Annotated in this window: 21 protein-coding genes; 9 read left to right on the top strand and 12 right to left on the bottom strand. The window is 61.1% G+C overall.

The features are described 5' to 3' along the window. Window positions 1-3 precede the first annotated feature (3 nt). Genes bcsZ through LIX91_RS10395 form a run of 6 tightly spaced genes read left to right on the top strand, consistent with a single transcriptional unit; the run spans window position 4 to window position 9004 of the window. Window positions 4-1215 carry a cellulose synthase complex periplasmic endoglucanase BcsZ gene (bcsZ, locus tag LIX91_RS10420; protein ID WP_226488447.1) on the top strand — a complete coding sequence of 404 codons (1212 nt, stop codon included), beginning with the start codon at window positions 4-6 and terminating at the stop codon, window positions 1213-1215. Continuing rightward, window positions 1191-5054, top strand: a complete 3864-nt coding sequence (locus tag LIX91_RS10415; protein ID WP_226488446.1) for a cellulose biosynthesis protein BcsC — start codon at window positions 1191-1193, stop codon at window positions 5052-5054. Before bcsZ ends, LIX91_RS10415 begins: the two co-directional genes overlap by 25 nt. Window positions 5055-5070: 16 nt before the next feature. Then, window positions 5071-5736, top strand: a complete 666-nt coding sequence (locus tag LIX91_RS10410; RefSeq protein WP_003414952.1) for an SGNH/GDSL hydrolase family protein — start codon at window positions 5071-5073, stop codon at window positions 5734-5736. Continuing rightward, the gene (locus LIX91_RS10405; RefSeq protein ID WP_100072362.1) at window positions 5733-6407 is read left to right on the top strand and encodes an alginate O-acetyltransferase AlgF; all 675 of its coding nucleotides are present in this window, start codon (window positions 5733-5735) and stop codon (window positions 6405-6407) included. Before LIX91_RS10410 ends, LIX91_RS10405 begins: the two co-directional genes overlap by 4 nt. Before the next feature lie 18 nt (window positions 6408-6425). After that, complete coding sequence (locus tag LIX91_RS10400) at window positions 6426-7841, top strand: MBOAT family O-acyltransferase (RefSeq protein WP_226488445.1); 1416 nt, start codon at window positions 6426-6428, stop codon at window positions 7839-7841. An 11-nt stretch (window positions 7842-7852) separates the two neighbouring features. Then, window positions 7853-9004 carry an alginate O-acetyltransferase AlgX-related protein gene (locus tag LIX91_RS10395; protein ID WP_226488444.1) on the top strand — a complete coding sequence of 384 codons (1152 nt, stop codon included), beginning with the start codon at window positions 7853-7855 and terminating at the stop codon, window positions 9002-9004. 97 nt (window positions 9005-9101) lie between these two features. Here LIX91_RS10395 and LIX91_RS10390 read toward each other — a convergent pair whose 3' ends face one another. The 4 genes from LIX91_RS10390 to LIX91_RS10375 form a co-directional block, all read right to left on the bottom strand. Beyond that, complete coding sequence (locus tag LIX91_RS10390; protein WP_226488443.1) at window positions 9102-9365, bottom strand: immunity protein; 264 nt, start codon at window positions 9363-9365, stop codon at window positions 9102-9104. Between the two features lies 1 nt (window position 9366). Beyond that, entirely contained in the window at window positions 9367-11403 is a 2037-nt protein-coding gene (locus LIX91_RS10385; RefSeq protein ID WP_226488442.1) for an S-type pyocin domain-containing protein, read from the bottom strand. 301 nt (window positions 11404-11704) lie between these two features. Further along, a complete protein-coding gene (locus LIX91_RS10380; RefSeq protein ID WP_003345984.1) occupies window positions 11705-12166 on the bottom strand; it encodes an RES family NAD+ phosphorylase in 462 nt (153 codons plus the stop codon). Continuing rightward, window positions 12163-12612, bottom strand: coding sequence for a DUF2384 domain-containing protein (locus LIX91_RS10375; RefSeq protein WP_003408523.1), 450 nt, complete (start codon window positions 12610-12612; stop codon window positions 12163-12165). The genes LIX91_RS10380 and LIX91_RS10375 overlap by 4 nt, the downstream gene beginning before the upstream one ends. A gap of 265 nt (window positions 12613-12877) precedes the next feature. Between LIX91_RS10375 and LIX91_RS10370 the strand changes: the two genes are divergently transcribed. The 3 genes from LIX91_RS10370 (at window position 12878) to aroA (ending at window position 15721) form a co-directional block, all read left to right on the top strand. Beyond that, a complete protein-coding gene (locus LIX91_RS10370) occupies window positions 12878-13882 on the top strand; it encodes a response regulator (protein ID WP_003408526.1) in 1005 nt (334 codons plus the stop codon). A 3-nt stretch (window positions 13883-13885) separates the two neighbouring features. Further along, window positions 13886-14368, top strand: coding sequence for a PAS domain-containing protein (locus tag LIX91_RS10365; protein WP_003345989.1), 483 nt, complete (start codon window positions 13886-13888; stop codon window positions 14366-14368). 96 nt (window positions 14369-14464) lie between these two features. After that, on the top strand, window positions 14465-15721 hold the full coding sequence (gene aroA / locus LIX91_RS10360) for a 3-phosphoshikimate 1-carboxyvinyltransferase (protein ID WP_226488441.1): 1257 nt from the start codon (window positions 14465-14467) through the stop codon (window positions 15719-15721). A gap of 22 nt (window positions 15722-15743) precedes the next feature. Here the strand turns inward: aroA and LIX91_RS10355 are convergent, their stop codons facing one another. The 8 genes from LIX91_RS10355 to LIX91_RS10320 all read right to left on the bottom strand — a co-directional run bounded on the left by LIX91_RS10355 (window position 15744) and on the right by LIX91_RS10320 (window position 21614). Continuing rightward, window positions 15744-16406, bottom strand: a complete 663-nt coding sequence (locus tag LIX91_RS10355) for a ChrR family anti-sigma-E factor (protein WP_103689610.1) — start codon at window positions 16404-16406, stop codon at window positions 15744-15746. Next, on the bottom strand, window positions 16406-16918 hold the full coding sequence (locus LIX91_RS10350) for a sigma-70 family RNA polymerase sigma factor (protein WP_003345995.1): 513 nt from the start codon (window positions 16916-16918) through the stop codon (window positions 16406-16408). Before LIX91_RS10350 ends, LIX91_RS10355 begins: the two co-directional genes overlap by 1 nt. A 224-nt stretch (window positions 16919-17142) precedes the next feature. Next, window positions 17143-17547, bottom strand: coding sequence for a type II toxin-antitoxin system tRNA(fMet)-specific endonuclease VapC (gene vapC, locus LIX91_RS10345; RefSeq protein WP_226488440.1), 405 nt, complete (start codon window positions 17545-17547; stop codon window positions 17143-17145). Next, on the bottom strand, window positions 17547-17777 hold the full coding sequence (gene vapB / locus LIX91_RS10340) for a type II toxin-antitoxin system VapB family antitoxin (RefSeq protein ID WP_226488439.1): 231 nt from the start codon (window positions 17775-17777) through the stop codon (window positions 17547-17549). Before vapB ends, vapC begins: the two co-directional genes overlap by 1 nt. Before the next feature lie 116 nt (window positions 17778-17893). Continuing rightward, a complete protein-coding gene (locus LIX91_RS10335) occupies window positions 17894-18775 on the bottom strand; it encodes an aldose 1-epimerase (RefSeq protein WP_103695913.1) in 882 nt (293 codons plus the stop codon). Next, window positions 18750-19721, bottom strand: a complete 972-nt coding sequence (locus tag LIX91_RS10330; RefSeq protein ID WP_032702610.1) for an EamA family transporter — start codon at window positions 19719-19721, stop codon at window positions 18750-18752. The genes LIX91_RS10335 and LIX91_RS10330 overlap by 26 nt, the downstream gene beginning before the upstream one ends. Before the next feature lie 84 nt (window positions 19722-19805). Next, on the bottom strand, window positions 19806-21086 hold the full coding sequence (locus tag LIX91_RS10325; RefSeq protein WP_003414967.1) for a TRAP transporter large permease: 1281 nt from the start codon (window positions 21084-21086) through the stop codon (window positions 19806-19808). Next, complete coding sequence (locus LIX91_RS10320) at window positions 21087-21614, bottom strand: TRAP transporter small permease (protein WP_100072353.1); 528 nt, start codon at window positions 21612-21614, stop codon at window positions 21087-21089. Between the last annotated feature and the right edge of the window lie 40 nt (window positions 21615-21654).

Raw genomic sequence — 21654 nt, 5'->3', positions numbered from 1 at the left:
GCCATGCCGCTTCGTGCACTTAAACTGCGCCGCGCCTCCGGCTGGCTGGTCGGCCTGCTGGCGTCGGCGACCCTGACGCCGGTGCTGGCGAACAGCGCGTGCGACGCTGCGACCTGGCCGTTCTGGCAGGACTATGCCACGCGCTACGTACAGGCCGACGGCCGGATGCTGGAGTCGAGCCTGAAGGTCAACCACAGCACCTCCGAAGGTCAGTCCTACGGCATGCTGTTTGCGCTGGTGGCCAATGACCGCGCGCGCTTTGATGCGCTGTGGACGTGGACCGCCGCGAACATGGCGGGTGCTGACCTGAAGACGCGTCTGCCTGGCTGGTTGTGGGGGCAGGGCGAGGATGGCAACTGGACGCTTCAGGACGCCAACTCCGCGTCCGATGCCGACCTGTGGATCATCTACGCGTTGCTCGAAGCTGCACGCGTCTGGCAGCACCCGGCCTATCGCGACGATGCGCTGGCCTTGCTCAAGAACGTGGAGTCGCGGCTGGTGGTCAATCTGCCGGGGCTCGGCAAAATGCTCCTGCCCGGCCCCGAAGGTTTCGTGCAGCCGGACCATCTCTGGCGCTTGAATGCCAGCTACCTGCCCATTCCGCTGCTACGGCGTCTGGCGAAAGAAACCCCCGGCGGTCCCTGGAAGGAAATCGCCGACAACACCGCCAAGCTGATCGACGCATCGAGCCCCAAGGGCTTTATCGCCGATTGGGTCGGCTACCGCGGGACTTCCCCGAAAAGCGGTCTGTTCGTGGTCGATCCGGGCACAGGCGAACTGGGCAGCTATGACGCGATTCGCGTCTACCTCTGGGCGGGCATGACACCTGCGTCCGATCCGTTGGCAGCACGCCTGCTGGTCCGGCTCGACGGTATGTCGAGCAGCACCGCGTCCAGCGGCACGCCACCGGAAAAAGTCCAGGTGGTCAGCGGTACACGCGAGGGCCAGGGGCCTTTCGGTTATTCGGCGGCGCTGTTGCCGTACTTCCACGCCAAGGGTCAGACCTGGCTGGCTGAACAACAACAGCGCAGGGTCGAAGCCGGGGTCAGCCAGGCGCTGGCCCGTGACCCGAAAGACCGCACTGAACCAGCCTATTACAACCTCATGCTCAGCCTGTTTGCCTTGGGCTGGGTCGAAAAACGCTATCAGTTCCGTGAAGACGGAACGCTCAAATTATCCTGGGAGACGTCATGCCCGCGCGCCGCCACACGTTAGTCATCGGGTTGGTTGCCGCGATCGCAGCCAGCGTTTCTCAAGCCCAGGTCGCCACCGCCGAGGCGCAGTTGATCGAGCAGGGCCAGTACTGGCAGGCTCGCTCGAACCCGGTGCGGGCCGCCGAGGTCTGGCAGAAGGTGCTGCAGATCGAGCCCAATCAGATCGACGCGCTGTATGGCATGGGCCTGATCGGCGTCAAACAGAACAAGCCGCAGCAGGCGCAGACGTACCTGGCTCGTCTGCAGGCCCTGTCACCAGTGCCGTGGCAGGCGGTGCAGCTGGAGCAGGACATTGCCCTCGGGCAGCCGCAGAATCAGGCCTTGCTGGATGAGGCCCGGCGTCTGGCCGATGCCGGCGAGCGCGACAAGGCGACCGGGGTCTTTCGCCAACTGTTCAACGGCCGTTTGCCCGAAGGCAAGGTCGGGCGCGAGTACTACACCAACCTGGGTTTCAACAGCGCGGACTGGCCCGAAGCGCGCAAGGGCTTCGAACGCTTGATCCGGCAGAACCCGGACGACTCGATTCTGGCGCTGTTTTTCGCCAAGCATCTGGCCCGTCGCGAAGACACCCGGGCCGAGGGGATCGCTGCGCTGGCGCGGCTGAGTACGCGCCCGGACATCGCCGGGGATGCCGATCAGAGCTGGCGCATGGCGCTGGTCTGGACCGGTCCGCCCACCGCTGTGCAAGTGCCGCTGTTCGAGGCGTTCCTCAAGGCCCATCCCGATGATCAGGACATTCGTGATCAACTCAACAAGGGGCGTCAGCAGCCAGCCGGTGGCTGGCAGCAGGATCCGCTGGTGGCGCGTGGGCTGAAGGCGCTGGAGCGAAATGATCATGCCGCAGCCGAACAAGCATTTGCCGCGCGCCTGAAAACCAAGGCCGACGATGCCGATGCGCTGGGTGGGTTGGGCGTGGTCCGTCAGCAACAGAATCGACTGGCCGAAGCCGAGCAGTTGCTGACCCGCGCGACTCGCCAGCCCGGCGGTGCACGCTGGAAAGGCGCCCTCGAGAGTGTGCAGCTCTGGACATCGCTGCAACAGGCCCGCGACCTGCAGGCCAAGGGGCAGACCTCCAAGGCTCAAGAGTTGCTGGCTCAGGTGCAGCGGCAGAACCCGAACAGCATCGATGTGCGTTTGACTCAGGCCGATCTGCAGGCCCAGGCCGGTCAACTCGACGCGGCCCAGGCGGGCTATCGTCAGGTGCTGGCGACCCAGCGCGGCAATCCGCAAGCCGTGCGCGGGCTGATCAACGTGTTGGCGCAAAGCGGCCAGGCCGATGAAGCGCTGCGCCTGCTCGATACCCTGTCGCCTGCCGAACAGGCTGCGCTGGGTGACAGCGGTCGTTTCAAGGCGTTGCGGGCCACGCAGACGGCACGACTGGCCGAGCAACGTGGCGATCTGCGCGCCGCTCAGGCGGCCCTGAAGGATGCGGTAAAAAATGATCCGGACAGTGTCTGGACCCGTTTCGACCTGGCGCGTCTGTACCTCAAGACCGACGAGGCGCCCAAGGCTCGCGTACTGATCGACGATCTGCTCAAGTCTCGGCCCAACGACATCGACGCGCTCTACACCAGTGCGCTGCTGTCGGTGGAGATGGGCCAGTGGCAAGAAGCCCAGGCCACCTTTGCGCGCATTCCTGTCGACCAGCGCACTCCGGACATGAAGGCGCTTGCCGATGAAGTGAACATGACCGTGCAGATCAACCTGGCCATCGGTATCGCCCGGCGCGGTCAGCGTCAGGAGGCGCTGGCGCTGCTCGATCGCCTGCAACCGGTTGCCAGCGGCAGCCCGGAACGTCAGCTCACGCTGGCCAGCGCCTACATCGACGCCGGCGAGCCGGAGCGTGGCCGGGAAATGGCCCGCGCCGCCATCGCTCAGGCACCTGCGCAGTCACCTGATCTGCTGCTGCAATACGCCAGTCTGTTGCTCGCGGCGGGGGATGACGTGCAGGTCAATGCGATCCTGCGCACTGTGCAGGGGCAGCCCATGGGCCTGCAGACCCGTAAACGTTTCGACGACCTGCTGTATCGCTACCGCATTCGTCAGGCCGATCTGCTGCGTGAAGGCGGCGATCTGGCCGGCGCGTACGACACGTTGGCCCCGGCCCTGGCCCAGCGTCCGGACGACATTCAGGCGGTGTCGGCCTTCGCCCGGATGTACACCGCCAGCGGTGACAGCGCCAAGGCTTTCGAACTCTACAAGCCGTTGTTGCAGCGTAAGCCCAACGATCCGCAAGTACTCCTGGGGGCTGCCGATGCAGCCGTGAAAGCCCATGATTATGGCTTTGCCGAAAAGGCCCTGAGCCAGTTCCGCACCTTGCAGCGCAACGACCCGCAGAGCCTCACCGAGGCTGCGCGCATCTACCAGAGCATGGGCCAGACCGGTGCAGCCACCGAGTTGCTGCGCAAGGCTGTGGCTATCGAACAGAGCGAAAAACAGCGTCTGATGGCTACCCAGGGCGGGGCGGGTGTTACCTCGTCCAATCCGTTCGCGGCGAGCGGTTCACGCAGCCTGGCTGCAGCGTCGGCGATCCCGGCGCCGGCGCAGGTGTCGCTCAGCGGCGGCGCGGCGACGGACTTGCCGACCACGCGTGGCACCGCTTATCCCGGTCAGGGCGCTGCACAGCAACCGTTGTCTGCCGGACGTGCGCAAAGCGTGCGTGACAATCCGTTTCTGGCCGCCGCCGGCCGCGATCAGGCCAGCAGCGCACAGCAGGCGCTCAATCGTATTCTCGAACAGCGCAGCGGCTTCGTCCGCCAGGGCCTCGCGGTGCGCAGCAATAACAGCGAGTCCGGCCTGAGCAAGCTCACCGTGGTCGAGACGCCGCTGGAGATCAACATGCCGGTCGGCGATAACCGCGTGGCCGTGCGCGTCACGCCGGTGTCGCTGAATGCCGGCAGTGTGAAGTCCGATGCGGGCGCGCGCTTTGGCGGTGGAACGGCCGGCGCAGCAGGTTCGCAGAGCGACAAGGGCGTCGGTCTGGCGGTCGCCTTCGAACGCCCCGAAGAGGGCCTAAAAGCCGATATCGGCACCACGCCCGTGGGCTTCAAATACAGCACGGTCGCAGGCGGCGTAAGCGTCGACCGGCCGCTGGGCGACAACCCTGATCTGCGTTACGGCCTCAACGTGTCACGGCGTCCGGTGACAGACAGCGTGACCTCGTTTGCCGGTTCCACCGACGAGCGCAGCGGTCTTTCCTGGGGCGGCGTGACCGCCAACGGCGGCCGCGGGCAGATCAGCTATGACGATCAGACCATTGGCGGCTATGGCTACGGTTCCTGGCACAAGCTGGTCGGCACCAACGTCAAGTCCAACACCCGTGGCGAAGTGGGTGGCGGTGTCTACTGGTACTTGCGCAATGCCGAGGACAGCAAGCTGACCGCGGGCCTGAGCCTGATGGGCATGAGTTACGCCAACGACCAGAGTTACTTCACTTACGGTCATGGTGGCTATTTCAGCCCGCAGAACTTCTATGCCATCGGCGTGCCGGTGATGTGGGCGCAGCGCACCGAGCGCTTCAGCTATCAGGTCAAGAGTTCGGTCGGCGTCCAGCACTTCAAGCAGGACGGCGCCGCATTCTTCCCCGACGACAGCGCTCTGCAAGCGGCTTCCGGTCAGCGTTATTCAGGGCAGAGCAAGACCGGGGTCGGCTACAACCTCAGCGCGGCGGGCGAATACAAGCTCGATTCCAGTCTGTTCCTGGGCGCCAACCTGGGCCTGGACAACGCCCGTGACTATCGCCAGTTCAGCGGGGCGCTGTACCTGCGCTACATGTTCGAGGACGTGACTGGCCCCATGGAGCTGCCGGTCAGCCCTTACCGTTCACCTTATTCCAACTGATTTCTGGAGAAATTCGATGCCTTCCGTTCTTGCCGGTATGACCCTTCTGGTCCTGGGAGAAAGCCACATGAGTCTGGCCGACCACCTGATGGAGCCGCTGCATGACAACCTGACCCGTCAGGGTGCGATCGTGCATTCGATTGGCGCCTGCGGGGCCAGTGCCGGTGACTGGCTGATCAGCAAGAAAGTCGATTGCGGCGCCGAACAGAAAGGCGATGGCAAGACCGTCATCAAGGGCCGTGACGCGACCACCACGCCGATTGGCGAACTGATCGCTGCCGACAAGCCCGACCTGGTGGTTATCGTGATTGGTGACACCATGGCTTCGTATGACAAGCCTTCGTTTCCCAAGGCCTGGGCGTGGCAGAGCGTGACCGGCCTGACCAAGGCCATCGCCGCCACCGGCACCAAGTGTGCGTGGGTCGGCCCGGCGTGGGGCAAGGCCGGCGGCATGTACCAGAAGAACGATGCGCGGACCCAGTTGATGTCGCAGTTCCTGGCCACCAACGTAGCACCCTGCACCTATATCGACTCGCTGAGCTTTTCCAGGCCAGGCCAGTGGATCACCACCGACGGTCAGCACTTTACCGTGGCCGGTTACAAATCCTGGGGCACCGCGATTGGTGATGCACTGGGCAAACTGCCGGTCAGCAGCGTCAGCGCAGCAGGAGCCAGGCAATGATCGCCTTGCGCCTGATGGCCGCCAGTGCGGCTGCCGTATTGCTGGGCGTGCAAGCGCAGGCGGCCGACATCGCCCTGTATCCCACCGGCCCTGCGCAGGACTCGGCGTTCATTCGCTTCGTCAATGCCGCCAACGCGCCGCTGCAAGTGATCGCCCGTGAAGGCCAGGCGCCGTTGCAACTGGACAGCGCAAAACCGGTTTCACTGTTTTTCCCGGTGCAGGCCAGCAGCTCGATAAAAGGCACGCTGGTCAGCGGCGATAAAAAGCTGCCGATGGACGTCAGCGTCGAACCCGGCGAGTTCGCCACCGTCGTACTGACTGCGCAGGCCGACGGTGGCCTCAAGCCGGTGACCGTCCGCGAACAACCCGATGATTTCAACGGTTTGAAAGCCTCGCTGGCGTTCTTCAGCCTGGATGCCGGGTGCAGTGAGGCGAGCCTGCGTCCTGCCGGTCGTAGCGCCGACCTGTTCAAAGCGGTTCCCACCGGCACCCAGCAACGTCGTTCGATCAACCCGGTCAGCCTGTCCGTGCAACTGGTCTGCGCCAACGCCACTGTCGGCGCGCCGTTGGACCTGGGCGAGCTCAAGGCCGGCGAGCGCTACAGCGTGTTGCTGGTGCCTTCCGCCACAGGCCCGCGCCTGCTGTCGGCCACGGACACATTGTCCAACTGATCAGGCTCTGTCGTCGTCATGGTATTTGCCTCGCTCGAGTTTCTGATGGTGTTCCTGCCCGCTTTTTTGCTGGCCTACACGGCGAGCCCCGCGGCGTGGCGCAATGTCGTCCTGTTGATCGGCAGCTGGTTGTTCTACGGCTGGCTGAGCCCGCTGTTTCTGGCGCTGCACATGCTGCTGACCTTGGTGGCCTGGGTCGGCGGTCTGCTGGTCGACCGGGCGCGGCAAGGCTCGAAAGGGCGAGTGCGGCTGCTGGTGGCGTTGATCGTGTTCAACACCGCTGTGCTGTGTTGGTACAAGTACGCCAACATCGTCGCCGGCACCTGGAATGAGCTGATCACCTGGTATGGCGCGATGCCACTCGATTGGCAGCGTGTGGCGCTGCCGGCCGGGCTGTCGTTCATCGTCTTGCAGGCGATTTCCTACCTGGTGGACGTACACCGGCATACCGTGCCGGTCGAGCGCAGCTTCATCAATTATGCGACCTACATTTCGATGTTCGGCCACTCCATTGCCGGGCCGATCATTCGCTACGACTGGGTGCGCCGTGAACTGGTGCAGCGTTACTTCACCCGGCAGAACTTCGCCCTGGGCGCGCGGCGCTTCATGATCGGCATGAGCATGAAGGTGCTGGTGGCCGATACCCTGTCGCCGCTGGTCGATGTGGCCTTTCACTTGCCGGCCCCTTCGCTGATCGATGCGTGGCTTGGCTGCCTGGCGTATTCGCTGCAACTGTTCTTCGATTTCGCCGGTTACAGCGCCATGGCCATCGGCCTGGGACTGATGCTCGGCTTTCACTTTCCGGAAAACTTCAACCGGCCTTATCTGGCCCGCAGTATTCAGGATTTCTGGCGACGCTGGCACCTGTCGCTGTCCAGCTGGCTGCGCGACTACCTGTACATCGCGCTGGGCGGTAATCGGCAAGGCGTCTGGAACACCTACCGCAACCTGTTCCTGACCATGGCCATCGCCGGTCTGTGGCATGGCGGTGACAGCTGGAATTACCTGCTCTGGGGCGCTGCGCACGGCGTGGCGTTGTGCGTCGATCGCGCCTGGTCGCGCTCGAATCTGCCTGCTGTTCCAAGACCGCTGGCGCACCTGCTGACGTTGCTGTTTGTGTGCCTGGCGTGGACGCTGTTTCGCGCCCCGGACTTTGCCACCGCGATGAACATGTACGCCGGGCAGTTCGGCCTGCACGGCCTGGGCCTGGACGATGCGCTGGCCGTGACCTTGCGCCCGGCACACGGCATGGCCGCGTTATTGGGCGTGGCCTGTGTGCTCGCGCCGCTGCTGCAGGCTCGCTGTGAGCGGCGTTTTGGCAACCGGACGCTATTCGTCTATGGCGCCGCGCTGTGGCCGGTGGCCGGATTTCTGCTGTCGTTCGCGCTGATTGCCAGCCGCGAAACGGTTCCGTTTCTGTACTTCCAATTCTGAGGCCGGCGCCCATGACTACTCCGTCTGCTGTACCGCCTCCACCCAGTGAACTGGCCGTGCGCACCTGTGGTGTGGCGGGCATTACCCTGGCGCTGTTCCTCGGCGTCGGCTTGCTTGCCTCAGGCATGCTGCTGGTCAGCGGCAAGGTCGAGCTGCTGCCCAAGCCTCTGACCCTCGACGCAGCGCTGCACGGCGAGGTGACTCACCAACTGGCCAAACAGCTGTCCGGGACTTTTCTGGCCCGGCATGCGGCCGATATCGAGCGCGGCGCGAGCTGGTTGCTATTCCACGACACCGGCCCACGTGTGCGCCAAGGGTGTCCGGGCTGGTTGTTCCTGACCGATGAGTTCAGGCTCAACCGCGACGCGCAGGCCAATGCGCAGCGCAAGGCCCAGGCGGTGATCGCTGTGCAGCGCAGCCTCAAGAAACGCGGCATCGAGTTGTTGGTCGCCGTGGTGCCGGACAAGAGCCGCATTGCCGCAACCCGATTGTGCGGTCTCTATCGGCCTGACGTATTGCAGACCCGTGTCCAGCATTGGACCCACGACCTGCAAGCGGCCGGCGTCAATGCCCTGGACCTGACCGCGCCCCTGCAACCGCTGGGCGAAGCAGCTTACCTGCGCACCGATACGCACTGGAGCGAGAGTGGTGCCAACAGCGCCGCCAGAGCCATCGGTTTGCAGGTGCAAAAAGCCGGCATTCAGGCCACTCCGCAGCGTCAATTCCAGATTCAGACGTTACCCATTGCCGAACGCCCCGGCGATCTGGTGCGCCTCGCCGGGCTCGACTGGTTGCCGTCGTCATTACAACCTGCGCCGCAAAGCGTAGCCGCCACGCAGATCACCGAGCTTGCCAGTGAATCAGCGGCGGGCAGCGATAACCTTGACGACCTGTTCGGCGACAGCAACCTGCCCAACGTCGCGCTGATAGGCACGTCGTTCTCGCGCAATTCGGGTTTTGTCGGGTTTTTACAGCGCGAACTCGGCGCCCCGATTGGCAACTTCGCCAGGGACGGCGGCGAGTTCTCGGGCGCTGCCAACGTCTACTTCGACAACCCGGCCTTCCGCCAGACGCCGCCCAAACTGCTCATATGGGAAATCCCCGAGCGGGATCTGCAGACGCCTTATGTGGCGATCGAAAAGTTAGATATACCTGTAAAATAAACGTCGGGCATACCCTGTTAGAGCTGCTGTACGAATATCGAACTTTAGAGGGAAGAACACCCTGCCGAAGCCGGGCGCTCTTTAGGCAGGATGGTGTTTATTCAACAGTATATTTTTTCTCAGCGATGAAGGCGGGTTCCTTCCAGTGGGGGCCTTTAGCCGTGCGACCTTTTTCATCTAAAGCCAGAATGCCTTCACGAAAAAGTCTGGTATAAGTGCCCCAGAGCTCACCGGACTGGAGAGCCTCAAATTTATAAACGGTGTAGAGTCTGTCTATTCGTGGTTGGGACAAATTTAGAGCAAGGACTGCCAATACATCTGCCACGGTTTCGTTAATGATAATGTCTTTGATATTGGTCATTTTATTGGCCTCTCAATGCGTCTGCATGATCTTGTTTGTCTCCAGCCGATAGAGCCGCTTCGGTGTAAAGAAAATCACGACTTTCGTTAATTCTATAATCCTCAAGGGCTGCCGTATGAGCGTTATTCCATACGTTACCTTGCACGCCATCAGCCACCCCCAGTGCCCTGTAACGTTCTAATTCCCTGAGCTCGTGGGTGTAAAATCTTTTATCAGTATCCGTCACGGCTAACTCGCCGCGCAAAATTTTTTCCAGACGATTGATCATTATAGTATTTGCATCTGATGAGCCGAATCGGCTTGTGTGCAGCTTAACGAGATCAATGCCGTCCTGAGTGACTGAGGCGGTTGTCCAGTCGAGGTTCTGGGTGGGGCCGCCCGCTTTTTCAGGATCGTACATTCGACCGCTATGCTCTCCTTTGGTTGTTGCCCCTTCATAGGGGCTGTTGAACACCACATAGACCGGAGGCAGACCCGAATTTAGCGGGTAAACATAAATGGCATCCCGAATGTCCATCTGACTGGTGCAGGGTAAAGGTTCGGCCTTCACCTCGATAGGCTCCAGTGTAATTCCAGCGTACGCCGGAGTTTCGACTGGTTGCGCCACCGTCGTCGTTGAGCTGTTTCCAGGTGCTGCGATTGGAAACGTCAAGGTGATGGGCGGGGTGTCCGAAGTGGTAAAGGTGTAGGCGTTGGCCACTGGGTCCAGTATCAGAGCCCTCACAGGCACCTCGGGAGAAAATCCGCCTTCGGTTTGTGTTGCCACGACTGAATACTTCGACTGATCGCCGTAAATTCTATAGGGCATATCGACCGTTCCACCCGTTGCCGCCACGTCATTCAAGGCGTCGGGCAGATCAGGCATCAGAACCCTGGCCGGAAGGTCCAGCATTCTTCCCGGTAACTCTCCATTGCCAAGCGATGGGGAGTACAGCAACGTGCCGATGCCTACGGCTGTGGTAGAGCTGACAGCCGTGCCTGCGAGAGCCGTTAATATTTCGATAGCGGCTTGAATGGTAGCGTCCAGAAAGAGGCCGGATCCTGCTGTAACGGAAATGACTCCTGCAACTGCACCCAACTGCGGTGCACCAGCTTCCGGGAGCCTGAGCGTCTTGGCCGCTTCTAGCGCTTGAGCTTCTGCCGTCACGCGCGCGTGCTCGTCAGCGTCACGCTGCGCTTGCGTCTCTGCCTCCATACGAGCTTGTTCAGCCGCTTCGGCAGCTACTCGGCGAGCTTCTGCTTCGGCAGCAAGGAGTGCCTGCTCATCCGCTACTCGCTTGGCTTCAGCCTCCGCTGCAACTCGGGCTTGTTCAGCGGTTTCGGCAGCAAGTCGGGCGTGCTCTGCAGCTTCAACGGCCAGCCTCATCGACTCGATTTCTGCCGCGATACGTGCGTCCTCTCTGGCGTGCGCTGCAGCAATAGTATGGCTCAGTGATACAGACCTCTCTGTCAGAACCCTGATTTTCTCTTCAAGAATTTTTGCTCTGTAGGCTGCTGTAACTGAGGCTTCCCAGCTTTTATAAACGTCAAGGGGAGAGCCCAGGTCTCTTCTTGTTTGAAAGATATTTAAAAAATCCACAGCGTTTTTTTTAATATCTACCGCCAATGCATGCCTGCCAAAGAAAGCATGAGCGCCTTCGTTGCTTTTGGCTAACTCAGCAGCGCGCTGTAAAATCAGGCTGTCCACCACGTTTTTTTCAATCGTAGACTTTTCTAACTCAGAGAAGGGGTAATCTCCTACACCGGCAGAAATTTCCGCGTCAACGTCAGCCGGAAGGAGGGGCAAAAAGTCTATGTAAGACTGATGGATATTTTGCTGTGTTGAAGAGGCCGTCACGATAATGGATATCGTGTAATGCTCGTTTCTTATACCCCTTTTACTGAAGAATGCATCCATCTCATGGTTTGCAGGAATAGTGCCGTCCCATCGCAGCGGTCTGGCGATTACTCCGGCTCCCGATAGCGGGCCTAATGGCCTGGGCAACGGCTGGCCAGGTGTTACGATTGTGGGTGGAAGAGTAATGACGTTTTGCGGCATGTGCTTATCCTTAAGGTTTAAATCGCCGAATAATATCTCCTTGATATTAGGTAGTATTAATAGTCACGAAGTGCGGTACATAGGTACAGGGAATCGTTTTTTTGTTCAGGCTTTCAGGCATGCGATTGAAACGCATGCTGGTGGGACTGGTCAGCGGCCGCACGTAGTGTTGCCGGTTTTGTAATCCATCGCAGTGTTCAGGCGTTACTTCAGGTGCTGAATGCATTGGTCGCGGCGTAAATTGCTTTGAACCCATGGGACACCAAGAGCGCCCCATAACCGAGCTAACCGCTCAGCCAGTTCACCCCAAACGCGGATCGACCACAAACTCCAGCTCTTTCGCCGTCGCCACAACCGCCCTGAATTCCGGGTGCTGGACGTTGAGCAGGTAGTTGGACTCGCGCGGGATGATCACGCTGGGCACTGCCAGCGCCAGGCTCTGAGCGGAGGCCAGCCAGTCGTCGCCGAACGAGGCGGTTGCCGGTGGCGCGGGTTCTTCACGCCAGTCGCGGGGCAGTGTGTCCGGGCGCGCATTGAGGACGTGCTCCTCGGCAATCTGCAGTTCAAGCATCGTGTAGTGCTGAGCCACAGTGGCGTTGTTCAGGTGCACCAGCACTTCCAGCAGGGCCAGTGACTCGCTGCCCGCGCAGTACACGCAGGCGTTGCCCTTGCTGTTCCAGCGTCCGCCGTAGAGCTTGGCGCCTTCACCGTCGAAGGCCTGCGCCAGCCATTTGCGCTTGACCAGTCGATAGACCGCTATCACGCCACGACCCCGTGTTCCAGGCGGCCGATCAGGTCGAGCACTGCCTGAGCCTCTGCCGAGGTCGCGAGCATTTCCAGCGGCCTGCGATTGCCCAGCCCGTAGACCGGGTTGGCCAGCCAAAGGCGAGTCGCTTCGGCGTCGTTTTCGAACAGGTCCAGCGCCGCCTTGTACACCGCTGCCAGGCGGAATAGCCGATCGCTTTCCTCGGCATTGAAGCGGCGCACCTTGAGGCGTCGCTGCAAGGTCGCCGGCGCGATGCCCAGATGTTCGGCCAGGGTCGAGCGGTTCAGGTCGGTGTAATGCGCCAGACGTTCGAAGACTTCATACGGCAAGCCGTCATGCAGCGCCGAGTACAGCCGCGCACCTCGTGCGGGGATACCCAGGTGTTGCCAGAAATCGTCCTGCCTGGGCAGGGCCGGATGGTAGTCGCTTATGGGCAAAGACATGGCGCACCTGCCTATCGAATGATTGCTATTGAATCTATCAATTGATAATAGGCATGTTTCCGACGTCGCGACAGTGATTTACAGCAACGGATAGCGAATAAAACTACAGAAACTCCAAAAATCACCGACTTAGGCTATAGGTTTAGTTTGAATGTTACTGATCTCGCGTTATAGGCTCGATGCCAGTCGCTTCCGATGGTACCGCTAAACGTATACGTGCTGCCCGCCGTGGTCAGCCTGATTTTCCTGCAGTGAGAACCACACGATGTCCACGCTTGCGCTATTGATATGCGATGACTCGAACATGGCGCGAAAGCAGCTGTTGCGCGCGCTACCTGAAGACTGGGATGTGTCGGTCACGCTGGCCACCCAGGGGCAGGAAGGCCTGGAAGCGATTCGTAAAGGTCAGGGCCAGGTGGTCCTGCTCGACCTGACCATGCCGGTGATGGACGGTTACCAGACGCTGACGGCGATTCGGGCCGAAAACCTCGACGCAAAGGTGATTGTGGTGTCGGGCGACGTGCAGGACGAAGCCGTCCGTCGGGTCATGGAGCTGGGCGCGCTGGCGTTTCTGAAAAAACCTGCCGACCCGGACGAACTGAAAAGCACACTGGAGCGCCTTGGGCTGCTGGGCAAGCCTGCGGTGTCGCCGGTTGCACTGCCAGCCCTCAACAACAAGGGCGGGGTGATCAGCTTTCAGGATGCCTTCCGCGAAACCATCAACGTCGCCATGGGCCGTGCAGCGGCGTTGCTGGCCAAGGTGCTGGGCGTGTTCGTGCAGTTGCCGGTGCCCAACGTCAACATGCTTGAAGTCGGCGAGTTGCACATGGCGCTGGCCGATGCTCACAGCGATCAGCGTTTGACCGCAGTGTGTCAGGGCTACATCGGTGGCGGTATCTCTGGTGAGGCACTGCTGATTTTTCATGATTCGGAGATCTCCGGAATCTCGCAGCTGATGGGCGGCGATCACTCCGACAGTTCCGACATGGAGATGCTGCTCGACCTGTCCACGATCCTGATCGGCGCCTGCCTGAGCGGGATTGCCGAACAGATCGACATTGCCTTTTCGCAAGGCCATCCACAGTTACTGGGTGCGCAGGGCGGTATCGACGAACTTATCCGCATCAATCAACAGCGCTGGAAAAAGACCCTGGCGGTCGAAATCAGTTACAGCGTGGAAGGCCACAATCTGCATTTCGATCTGCTGATGCTGTTCACCGAAGATTCGGTCGAGCTGCTTACCAAAAAACTCGCCTACATGATGAGCTGACCCATGAGCAACGCTATTGAAATCAACGAGCTTCATTGGTTGCTGGCCGTCACGCAGAACATTGACGTAGGCATCGTGGTGCTGGACCTGAACTACCGCGTGACGGTCTGGAATACCTTCATGGAAAACCGCTCGGGCGTGGTGCCCTACGTGGCAGTCGACAAGACCTTTTTCGAGATTTTTCCGGAGGTCAACGCGAAGTGGTTCAGCAAGAAAATCGACAATGTCGTGACCCTCGGCACACCGGCGTTCACCATCTGGGAGCAGCGGCCGTATCTGGTGCGCTTCAAGAACTATCAGCCGATTACCGGGCAGGAGGAGTTCATGTATCAGAACACCACACTGTTCCCGCTGCGTTCGACTACCGGGGCGATCAGCCATGTGTGTCTGGTGATCTATGACGTCACCGACGTGGCGGCCAACCGCAATCAGTTGCTGGCGGCCAACGACAAGCTGCAGCAACTGTCGGGCTCAGCGAAAAGCTGACCCGCGCCCGGGCTTGGCGATGAATGAAACCGGCACTGCGGGCTTGATCCCGCTCGTGCTAGGATCGCGATTTTTCCGCTGACGCTCAGGGACATCATGCGACCTCAAGCCACCCTCACTGTTTTGCCTGTCGAGCGCCCGCTGGTCGGGCGTGTCAGCCCGCCGGGCTCCAAGTCGATCACCAACCGTGCATTGTTGCTGGCCGGGCTGGCCAAAGGCACCAGCCGCCTGACCGGCGCGCTGAAGAGTGACGACACGCGCGTGATGTCCGAAGCCTTGCGTCTGATGGGCGTGCAGGTCGACGAGCCGGATGACAGCACTTTCGTGGTCACCAGCAGCGGGCACTGGCAGGCGCCTCAGCAGGCGTTGTTCCTCGGCAATGCCGGGACGGCGACACGCTTTCTGACCGCTGCACTGGCCAACTTCGAAGGTGACTTCGTGGTCGATGGCGACGAATACATGCGCAAGCGCCCGATCGGCCCGCTGGTCGACGCTTTGCAGCGCATGGGCGTGGAGGTCAGCGCACCCAGCGGTTGCCCGCCGGTGGCGATCAAGGGCAAGGGCGGTCTTGAGGCCGGTCGTATCGAAATCGACGGCAACCTGTCCAGCCAGTACGTGTCGGCACTGCTGATGGCCGGCGCCTGTGGCAAGGGGCCTGTGGAAGTTGCATTGACAGGCAGCGAGATCGGCGCGCGTGGTTACCTCGACCTCACGCTGGCGGCCATGCAGGCGTTCGGTGCCGAGGTTCAGGCCATCGGCGACGCAGCCTGGAAAGTCTCGGCTACAGGTTATCGCGCTACCGATTTCCACATCGAGCCGGATGCCTCGGCGGCCACCTACCTGTGGGCTGCGCAAGCGCTGACCGAGGGCGCTATCGACCTGGGCGTGGCCAGCGACGCGTTCACGCAACCCGATGCGCTGGCCAGCCAGATCATCGCCAGCTTCCCGAACATGCCGGCCGTGATCGACGGCTCGCAGATGCAGGACGCGATTCCGACGCTGGCCGTACTGGCCGCCTTCAATCGTCAACCGGTGCGCCTTGTCGGCATCGCCAACCTGCGGGTCAAGGAGTGCGATCGCATCTCGGCACTGTCCCACGGCCTGTGCGCCATCGCACCCGGCCTGGCGGTCGAAGAGGGTGACGATCTGATCGTCAACGCCGACCCGGCGCTGGCAGGCACTACGGTCGATGCCTTGATCGACACCCACTCCGACCATCGTATCGCCATGTGCTTTGCGCTGGCGGGCCTGAAGATCGCCGGCATCCGCATTCTCGACCCTGACTGCGTCGGCAAGACCTACCCAGGCTACTGGGATGCGCTGGCCTCATTGGGCGTAACCGTTCAGCGCTGACCGCAGGCGCAGCGGCCGCTTTTCAAATCCCGAAAAACGGCTGCATCATCCGCGCCAGCAGTCCCTGAAAACGCAGCTTCGATTCAGTGGCCAGCACGCAAATGCACTCCCGGTCAGGGTAGGCAATGGGCTGGTGATGGATATGGCTGTCCAGATCGGCCACATCGTTGAGTCCGAACTCTCCCTGTATGTCGTAATACGCGCCCTTGAGGACCATGGTCATCTCGCCGCTTTCGTGGCTGTGGACCGGCATGCTCACGCCGGGGGCGATTTTCAGCAGCATCAGGTTGCCCTGTTCGATGCCTTCGGCGCGTACTCGTTGTACGCCGGGGATCAGGGTCTTCCATTTCAGCGTGCTCAGTTGTCGACCAAAATGCGCCTGCATGCAGACCGGCATCAGGTCCGGGTCCTGATTGGCCGCCGGCATCGAGTTCAGGGCGGGTACAAGCCCCGCTTGCTGCTCGTCAAGCCGCGCCAGCATGGCCGATCTGCCCTTGAGCGGCACCACACTGCTGGTGTGCTGCTGCATCAACACACCGCCAATCGCCTCGGCCTGCCTGAGCCGCGCCCGGCACTCGGCGCAGCGTTCCAGATGCGCGGCAGTGACTAACGAGATGACCTGCGACAGCGCCCCTGCGGCATAACTGACCAGCGTGGCGTCGTCCGGATGATGTTGTGGACCCATCATGATTCCTCTATCCGCGAGCGCAATTTTTGAAACGCCAGGCGCAGGCAGGACTTCACCGTGCCGAGCGGCATACCCAGGCGTTCGGAAATCTCCCGGTGGCTGAGCGCTTCGAAATACGACATTCGCAACACTCGGGCCTGATCGGCAGGCAGGTTCTGGATGGCGATGTTGAGTTGTTGCTCCTGGCGCTGGCTGTAATCGAGTGTTCGATCTACCGGAGCTTCCAGACGCTCGAGTTGTTCCAGCGAGTTCTGCACCTGCACCCAGCCACGGTCCTTGCGCACACTGTCGATGTAAAGATTGCGTGCGATGCGAAACAACCATGTCCCCAGGCTGGCCTTGGCCGGGTCGAACGAGTCGGCCTTGTGCCACAGTTTGAGCAGCACTTCCTGCACCAACTCTTCGGCCTGACCTTCTGGCACATTCAGCCCGGTGAGGTAGCGCAACAGGCGCGGAGCGAAGTGATCGTAAATGCGCATGAAGCTGTCGCGGTCCCTCTGGCGGGCCACGGCGGTGACTTCATCGATCCAAAGTCGGGTGATTGTCGATTCGCTGTGAGAGGGGGACAAGTGACAGAAGGTCCTGAGACTGGCAGTTATGCGCATGATCCACCTTCTGATCACCATTGTGTGGGTTTGGTTCGCTATGCAGAGGTGTTACGTAACGGCGTGGGGAGTGGATCACAGGGGGGCGGTTGCGATGGATGTGGCAGATGTTGCGTTTATGGATGGCGTTACTGGCTTACCCAGTCTTCTACTCGCAGCCCCTCGACGCGCCGGAATTCACGCTGATTATTAGTGATCACCACCAGGCCTAGAGAGCGGGCGTGTCCGGCAATCATTTGATCGTACGGGCCGATCGGTGTGCCCGATCTAGCCAGTTCGGCTCTGATCATGCCGGTATGAGCCGCCGCGTCGCTGTCGTAAGGGAGCACTTCAAGACGCGCTGTGAAACCCTCTACAACGGCAAGGTTTCTTTCGGGGCTCAAAGGCTTTTCTGCGCCGTAGACAAGCTCCATCAACGTGATCGCGCTGTTACATAGCTGTCCGTGATGGAGGTTGGAGGCCTCACGTAACGAAGTTGGCTTGTTCTTTATAGTGAAAATGCAAATATTGGTGTCAAGCATGTACTTGAGCATCAGAGCGATTCGCGCTGCTGTTCGGCTGGTTGTCCGCGCTCTGCCATGAAATCATCACTGACATTTTCACCGTCGAACCAGCTGTTCCACATTTCACCGACGGGGAAAATAATGCGGGTTCTGCCCACGGCTACGACATCGACACGTTTCACGTCGTCGGGCAAGGCCACCGCTTTTGGCAGTCGGACAGCCTGGCTTCGATTGCTTTTGAAGACCGTGGATTGTTCCATGAGTGATTCATCCTTGGCTGATGTATCGGATGAATAAGAATGTGTTTTTTTGGGGATATGTCAACGGGATATCCCGGCCCGTTCTGTAACTTGAAATGAGGCACCAGGACACTTATTCATGACCCCCGCTTCAGGTCTTTGTAACGAAGATTTAACTCCAGCGTCACTGATTCTCCCTGCCGCAACAGCTTCAACCCCGGCCGTCCTGGCAAATGATGGGCGTTGGCCGGGTGGCTGACCGGCTCGAAACAAAAGAAATCCAGCCCCGGAGGGCAGAACACCAGAAAGTATTCGCTGCCGGTGGCCTGGCAGTGCAGCTCATAGCCCATGTCTGGCTGGCTGATGATGCTCTGGCCATCCCAGCCAGTGAAGCCGTTGTCCAGATGTGTGTCGGGCAGCGCTTTGCCGTGACGGAAGTCCCACTCGGCGGGCAGGTCCTGCAAGGCGCGGGGCAAACCGGCTTCGTCGCACAGCCAGACCTGCGCAGCCTTGGCCTGCAAACGAGTGTGGGCGGTGCGCGGCAAGTAAGGGTGCAGGCCCAGCCCGTGCCAGACGGCGCGGCTGTCCTGATGGGTGGTGGTTAGTTCGATGCTCAGCGTGCCCTCGCGCAGGGTGTAGCGAAGCTGTGCGTGGTAGGCGAACGGCGTCTGGCTGTCGAGTTGCAGGCAGACCTGCTCAGCGCTCTGTTCGATGACGGTCCATGCCTGCTGCCAGGCGCTGCCATGGATCGGCAGCGGGTCGTTGGCGCTGTTCGGCTCCAGGGCCAGCCAGCCGTCTGGCGTCTCGAAACCGCCGTTGCCGATCCGGTTCGACCACGGCGCCAGCGGGTAGCAGGCCAGCCGACGGGGCGTCTCGGCCGCCAGAGCCTGTTCGTCGCTGGCGCGCAGCAGGGGTTGACCGCTGGCCAGGACGGTCCAGTTGACGATACTGCCGCCGATGTCGGGGGCCAGTGTCAGGCGGGTCAGGCCATCTTCAAGGGTCAGTACGTTCGTGGACATGCTTCAAAGCCTTTCTGGATGATTGGGAGTCAGGCGACTGGGCGCGACGCCAGGTCAACAGCACGATGCCGCTGACGACGATCAGCCCGCCGACCACCTGACCGCTGCTGAGCAATTGATCGAGAATCAGCCAGCCAAACAGCAGGCTGGCCACCGGCTCGATGTTCATCACTGGCGCGTTGCGGGCGATGTCCAGCCGTGCCATGCAGATGAACAGCAGCGAGAAACCCAGACCATACAAAACCACCAGACTGGCCAGTGCGGTCCAGCCGACAGAACTCGTCGGCAGACCCACGCCACCGGGCAGCACGCCGCTGCTGCCGGCGATGGCCGCGACGACGAACACCACCGCCATGGTCAGCATGCTGCGTACGCTGCCGCGCATGCCCGCCAGTTTGTTATCGGTAATCCACAGCGCAAAGGCGAATACCACCGCAGCGGTCGACGCGTAGGCGACACCCTCCAGCCATTGCGGCTCGCTGCTGCCGGGGTTCGACAGACGCTGTGGCACGTCCAGCGCCAGCGTCAGGCCAAACAGAATCAGGCCCATCAGGCCTGCTGCGCGCCGTGTCGGCCGGGCACCGCCCAGCGCCCAGGTCAGCAACGCCAGCAGGATCGGCGAAACATTGACCACCAGCAAGGCCAGGGCCACCGGAATACGCGCCACCGCCGAGTAGATGCAAAAGCTCTGAGTGGCGATCAGCAGCCCCAGAAGCAGCTGCCAGCGCCAGGTGCTGGCGGGCAGACTGAGCCTTTCACGCTGCCAGAGCACCAGACTGGTCAGCACCAGCAAGGTCACACCGGAGCGACAGAGAATAGCCAGCAGCAGGCCGGTATCATGATCGAAGGCAATGCGTGCCGCGATGTGGTTGCCGGCAAACGAGCAGGCTAGCAGCGCGAGGATCAGCACGGCGATGTGGCGCGGAAACAGGGCAGGGGCAGACATACGCAAACCAGCCTCCTTGGCTGGATAACAGAGGTGCATGCCGGAGCGCTTTCAAGCGCTCCGGCAGCCTTGCAACGGGAGACGTCAGAGCACGACGCTCGGCAGCCACAACGAGATGGCAGGAACGTAGGTCACCAGCATCAGTACCAGGAACAGCGCGACGTAGAACGGCACCAGTGCTTTTACCGTGGCTTCGATTGTGACTTTACCCACCGCGGCACCGACGAACAGCACCGCGCCCACCGGCGGGGTAATCAGCCCGATCCCCAGATTGACCAGCATGATCATGCCGAAGTGCACCGGGTCGATGCCGACACCGACGATCACCGGTAACAGAATCGGGGTCAGGATCAGAATCAGCGGCGCCATGTCCATGACCGTACCGAGCAGCAGCAACATCACGTTGATGCACATCAGGATCACGTAGCGGTTGTCCGACAGGGTCAGGAACGCGGTGGTGATCTTCATCGGGATTTCCATCAGCGTCAGGATGTAACCGAAGCTGGCGGCAAAACCGATCAGGATCATCACGATGGAAATGGTGCGTGTCGCCCGGTGCATCAGTTTGGGCAGATCGCGCCATTTGTAATCGCGGTAGATGAACATGGTGACGAAAAACGACCAGAGCACGGCAATGGCCGCTGACTCGGTGGCGGTGAAAATCCCCGACAGAATGCCGCCGAGAATAATGACCATGGCCATCATGCCCCAAAGCGCTTCACCGGCAATTTTCAGTGCCTGGCGCAGCGGGATCACTTCACCCTTGGGGTAATTGCGCTTGCGCGCGAAGATCATGCACAGGCCCATCATCACTGCGCTGAGCAGCAGCCCCGGCAGGATCCCGGCCATGAACAGCGACGCGATCGACACCGTGCCGCCTGCCGCCAGCGAATAGAGCACCGAGTTGTGGCTGGGCGGCGTCAGCAGCGCCTGCACCGAGCCGCTGACGGTCACGGCTGTCGAGAAGTCGCGTGGGTAGCCGTTGCGTTCCATCTCCGGGATCAGCACCGAGCCCACCGAGGCCGTGTCGGCCACCGAGGAACCCGAAATGGCGCCGAAGAAGGTCGAGGCCACGATATTGACCAGCGACAGCCCGCCACGCACGAAGCCCACCAGCACTGCAGCAAAGGCAACCAGGCGTCGCGACATGCCGCCTTCGGCCATGATTGCTCCGGCCAGTACGAAGAACGGAATCGCCAACAGCGAAAATTTGTTCACGCCGCCCGCAATCTGGATCATCAGTGCATCGGCCGGGATGTCGATCCACCAAGCGCCGATCAGGGCTGAAAGGCCCAGCGCGTAGGCCACCGGCATGCCGATCAGGATCAGCGCGATAAAGCTGCCCAAGAGTATAAAAGCGTCCATTTATGCGGCACCTTCGCTTTCTTCAATGACGTCGAAACGCATGACCGCGCGATGACTCTGGTCACCCAGCAACAGCCTTTCCAGGACGAAGACCAGGGTCACGAGGCCGCCGAGGGGGATCGGCAGATAAGAGATACCGACGCGCAGAAACGGCAGTTCGCCGACGAATTGATTCCAGGTGGTGGCGCACAGCTTGAAGCCCTTGAAGATCATGAACAGGGCGACGATCGCCATCAGAATCTGCACCACTACGCTGGCGGCTCTGCGCACCTTCTGCGGCATGCGGTCCACGGCCATCGACACGGCCATGTGCGCACCGGCACGGTAACTGGCGGCTGCGCCGAAGAAGGTAAACACCACCATCAGCAGGATGGCGGTGGGTTCCGGCCAGCTGGAACCGCTGCCGAGTATGTAGCGGGCAAAGATGCCCCAGGGGATGATCAGGGTCATGATCAACACCGACAGGCCGGCAATGCCGATGCAGACCCGATAAAGCGTGTCATTGATGCGCAATAGCGTATTTTTCATAAGGCTCACCACTGCGGCGGCGAACGAGCTGGTGCTCGTT

Origin of the sequence: Pseudomonas sp. B20, from assembly GCF_020515755.1 — a bacterium.
Classification (GTDB): Bacteria; Pseudomonadota; Gammaproteobacteria; order Pseudomonadales; family Pseudomonadaceae; genus Aquipseudomonas; species Aquipseudomonas syringae.
The sequence above is the reverse complement of the archived record's forward strand: the minus strand, read 5'-3'. Positions and strand labels throughout refer to the sequence as shown.